General features: G+C 33.8%; 3 protein-coding genes and 1 other RNA gene. 2 read left to right on the plus strand and 2 right to left on the minus strand.

The window, feature by feature from the left end:
- Window positions 1-83: 83 nt before the first annotated feature.
- Both rnpB and ACI313_RS09640 read right to left on the minus strand, forming a co-directional pair.
- Window positions 84-421: RNase P RNA component class B (rnpB, locus tag ACI313_RS09635), an RNA gene on the minus strand.
- A gap of 9 nt (window positions 422-430) precedes the next feature.
- Window positions 431-772, minus strand: a complete 342-nt coding sequence (locus ACI313_RS09640) for a DivIVA domain-containing protein (RefSeq protein ID WP_320607509.1) — start codon at window positions 770-772, stop codon at window positions 431-433.
- 107 nt (window positions 773-879) lie between these two features.
- Between ACI313_RS09640 and recU the strand changes: the two genes are divergently transcribed.
- Together recU and ACI313_RS09650 are read left to right on the plus strand one after the other, a co-directional pair.
- Entirely contained in the window at window positions 880-1,470 is a 591-nt protein-coding gene (recU, locus tag ACI313_RS09645; protein ID WP_439755880.1) for a Holliday junction resolvase RecU, read from the plus strand.
- Entirely contained in the window at window positions 1,471-3,861 is a 2,391-nt protein-coding gene (locus ACI313_RS09650; RefSeq protein ID WP_320607510.1) for a transglycosylase domain-containing protein, read from the plus strand.
- Window positions 3,862-4,076 lie beyond the last annotated feature (215 nt).

Below are 4,076 nucleotides of genomic sequence, written 5' to 3' on the forward strand. Positions count from 1 at the left end.
AACAATAATATCAGAATTTAAAAAGACTGTCGACCACTTTGTCAACAGTCTGAAGAATCCCGAAGGATTCTTCTATATCTCAAATTCATAAGCCATGTTCTGTTCTAGTTACCTAGTGACAGTCATTTATCTAAGTCTTTCGACTTCCAGCCTTCCTTTCATTTCATTCCAGCCGGTTCCCCTACCAAATTTGGGTTTCTCGCTTGTGGGGTTTACCCGTTCCACCTAACTTGTTTCCAAATTAGCTCGTCTCTGTGGCACTTTTAAAGTTCTTTTTCATGGCCAATTGGCTTTAGATCAAGAAACAGCCGTCAATTTCTTGCCTAGACTTATTGATTCATCTAGCACAAACACTACAATCATCTCAGATTGTGCGAGCATGGACTTTCCTCTAACATAATGTCAGCGACTGTCGAATTTGATTGTTTAATTATTCTTGTGTTGTATTGAATACAGCTTGTTCCAAACGAGCAATACGTTTCAAGATATCAACTTGATCGTAGTTACCGTTTTGTTGCGCATTTTCTAATTTTTCATTTAAACTTTGGTTTTCATTTTGAAGTGTATAAATTTCTTGTTGAAGTTCTTTAATTTTTTCTTCATAACGCATAACAGCTTGTGATAATTCTTCAACTGTTTCGTCATAACTTTGATAATCTTCAATGATTTCGTCTAAAAATACATCGACTTCTTCAGATGAATATCCTTTAACGTCAACGTGAAATTCTTTTTCATATATTTGTTCTGCAGTTAAATTCATTTTTTGAGACATTTCACTTTCCCCCAATCTAATTCAATCTATTAATTATTATGCAATTTAAAAAGGAAAAAATCAACCGCAATTTGAATGTTACTATGATTTAATATATAATACAAATGATGAGCACAATCAAATATCCAAGTGCAATTGCACATTCAAATCAAATGACAAATGTCATGGATCATCACTCTAAACGAGGTATGTTCCTTGAAAATGATGTCAATGAATCCAATAGTTATTATCGTGAATGTAAGCGTGCACTCATCTATAAAAAACCAACGCCTGTTCAAGTTGTGCGTGTTGATTATCCAAGTCGAAATAAAGCTAAAATTGTGGAAGCTTATTATCGAACGCCTTCTACTACTGATTATAATGGCGTATACAAAGGAAAATACATTGATTTTGAAGCAAAAGAAACGAAAAATAAAGTTCAATTTCCTATCAGTATGATTCATTCCCATCAAATCGAACATTTAAAAAATGTTCATTACCATGGTGGCATCGGATTTTTTATAATTCGTTTCAATGCTCATGATAAAACTTATTTGGTCGATGCCCAAGAATTGATTTCAAAAATAGAAACAACTAGTAAAAGTTTTATTCCTTATTCCTGGTTTGAAGAAAATGGTATTGTGATCAAAGAAGGTCTTTATCCAAGGCTTTCTTATTTAGATGCAGTGGATGCGAAATATTTTAAGGAGGATAAATAAATGGCCAAAACAAATAAACAAGGACAGCCAAAAAAACGAAGAAAACTCGATATTTGGAATCGCATAGCCGTCGTTGTGTTGACGTGCTTTCTAGTTGGTTGTATCTCGGTATTCTTTATACTTGTAAATGTTATCAATGACCCTGAAGGAATGCGTTTTAGTGAAGATGGTTTAACAACGTTATCAAATTCACGTGTTTATGATTACAAAGGTGATTTAATGTATGAATTTGGTGATGAAATTAGAGAAGATATCACATATGACCAAATTCCCCAAAATGTAATTGATGCGTTCTTATCTATTGAAGATTCACGTTTCTTTGATCACAATGGATTTGACCTTCCTCGTTTCATTTCAGCGGCATTAAATAACTTACGCTCGGGTGATTTTTCACAAGGTGGTTCTACATTGACAATGCAGATGATTGACAATGCCTTTACTAAGAACCAAGAAGAAAAAATGATAAGTGAAAAAGGCGGAGTTAGTAAATTAGATCAAGTTAAATTAAAAATTCAAGAAATTTATTTGTCATTAATTGCCGAACAATCTATTGGTAAAGAGGAAATTTTTGAATACTATGTCAATCGTATCTGGTTTGGTTCTGGAAACAACACTCGTGGTATTCAAAAGGCTGCTGAGTATTTCTTTGGAAAAGATATTTCCCAAATCAACTTATCAGAAGCTGCTTTCCTAGCTGGTTGTATTAATGCCCCTGGTCAATACAATCCTTTAGCAAATATGTATGATACAGAAGTCGATCACTTAGAATTAGCTGAGAATCGTCGTGATGTTACTTTACAATTAATGCTTCAACATGGATATATTACAGAAAATGAATATAAATTAGCTTCTAATACAGATTTATCTTTTGCCTTGAATTATAAAGAAACAAGTTCAGTGGATTCAAATGAAGCAGCTGTTGACCAAGCGATTGCTGAAACGATTGCTGTAACTGGACAAGATCCTAGTATTATTCCAATGGATATTTATACTTCTATTAATCAAGCTGTTCAAAAACAAGCCGATGAAATTTGTAACGGAAATGTTGTTTCATTCCCTCGAGATGAATTTGATATTGGATTTAGCGTAATCGAAAATAAAACAGGTGAAATCATAGCGGTGGGACCTGGTCGTAGATATCACACAGATGCAGTTAAGATTGATAACTCTACTGACCGTAAACAACCTGGTTCTTCTATGAAACCTTTATTAGCTTATAGTTCTACTTTTGATTTATTAGGTTGGTCAACAGAACATACGGTTGATGATAAAGCCGATGACTATTTCAATACCGGTTCTAATTTAAATAACTCTGATGGTAAATATAATGGAAAAATGTCATTAAAAGATGCATTAGGTGTTTCTAAAAACTGTCCAGCGGCTGCGGCAATGTGTGATTTAGTTGATGAAACTGGATATGATTATTGGATTGATTTCTGTAAGAAACTTGGATATGACGAAGATGTATATGAAAACTTCAATGAACAATATTCTATTGGTGGTTCAAATATGTTTGCTTCACCAATTCAACAAGCAAGTGCATATACAATCTTTGCCAACGGTGGAAAACGTATAAATCCACATATTGTTCGTAAAGTCATTCGTCGTTCAGATAATCAAGAAGTTGAAGGAAACAAAGAAGAATATGAATTAATTTCAGAAGAAGCTGCGTTCATGACTTCTTACTTATTGAAGAGTGTTGTCAATGGTGGATACAGCAACTTAAACAATATCTTATCAACGCCTAACTATACGGCATATGGTAAGTCTGGTACTTCTGACTGGGGTACAGATGGTGTTAAATACGGTATTCCAGTTGGTACATTTAAAGATGAATGGTCTTTAGGATATACAGATGATATTACAGTTGCAGTATGGTCTGGATTCACTGCTAAATATCAAGCTATGGGATGTTACTTCTCATATTCTGAATTGATTCAAGGTACAGCCTTCCATATCTCTCATAATTTATTAGATTTCTGTCAAGATTACTATGATTACAAAGATATCGCTGTTCCAGATGGTGTATCAAATTACCAAGGTGGATATATTAAAACTGAATATCTATCAAAAGGTGATAATACATCTGTTGAGAAAGAACCAAGTGAAGAAGAAAAAGCTTGTCTTGCCGACGGTGGTGAATGGGACGAAGAAAGCGAAACTTGTACAATTGAAGAAGAACCAGAAGAACCTGAAACTCCAGAAAATTCTGGAACAGAAGGTGGAACAGAAACTCCGGTTGATCCAGGAACTGGTGGAGGTGAAGCCCCAGTTGATCCAGGAACTGGTGGTGAAGAAAATCCAGAAAATCCCGGACAAATTGCTGGTATGTTTATGATTGATCCTAGAAAGTTCCTTCTTGGTTTTCGCAATTTAATTAATTTGATTTAAAATAAGACTGTTAAACCTATTTTTGGTTTAACAGTTTTTTTATAAAAAATGTTGCTAAATTTAATATTACAAAATATAATGAAATTAAATAAAAGGGAGTAGTTTGCACTTTGTGTGTAATAGTAATCGTCATCACGTGATAAATCACCGGTTCTATTTTAAATCATAACCACTAATAAAAATTAGTGGTATCGTAAGCCCTATAAGGGCGTGTT

Source organism: Floccifex sp., assembly GCF_051873495.1.
Classification (GTDB): Bacteria; Bacillota_I; Bacilli_A; order Erysipelotrichales; family Erysipelotrichaceae; genus Floccifex.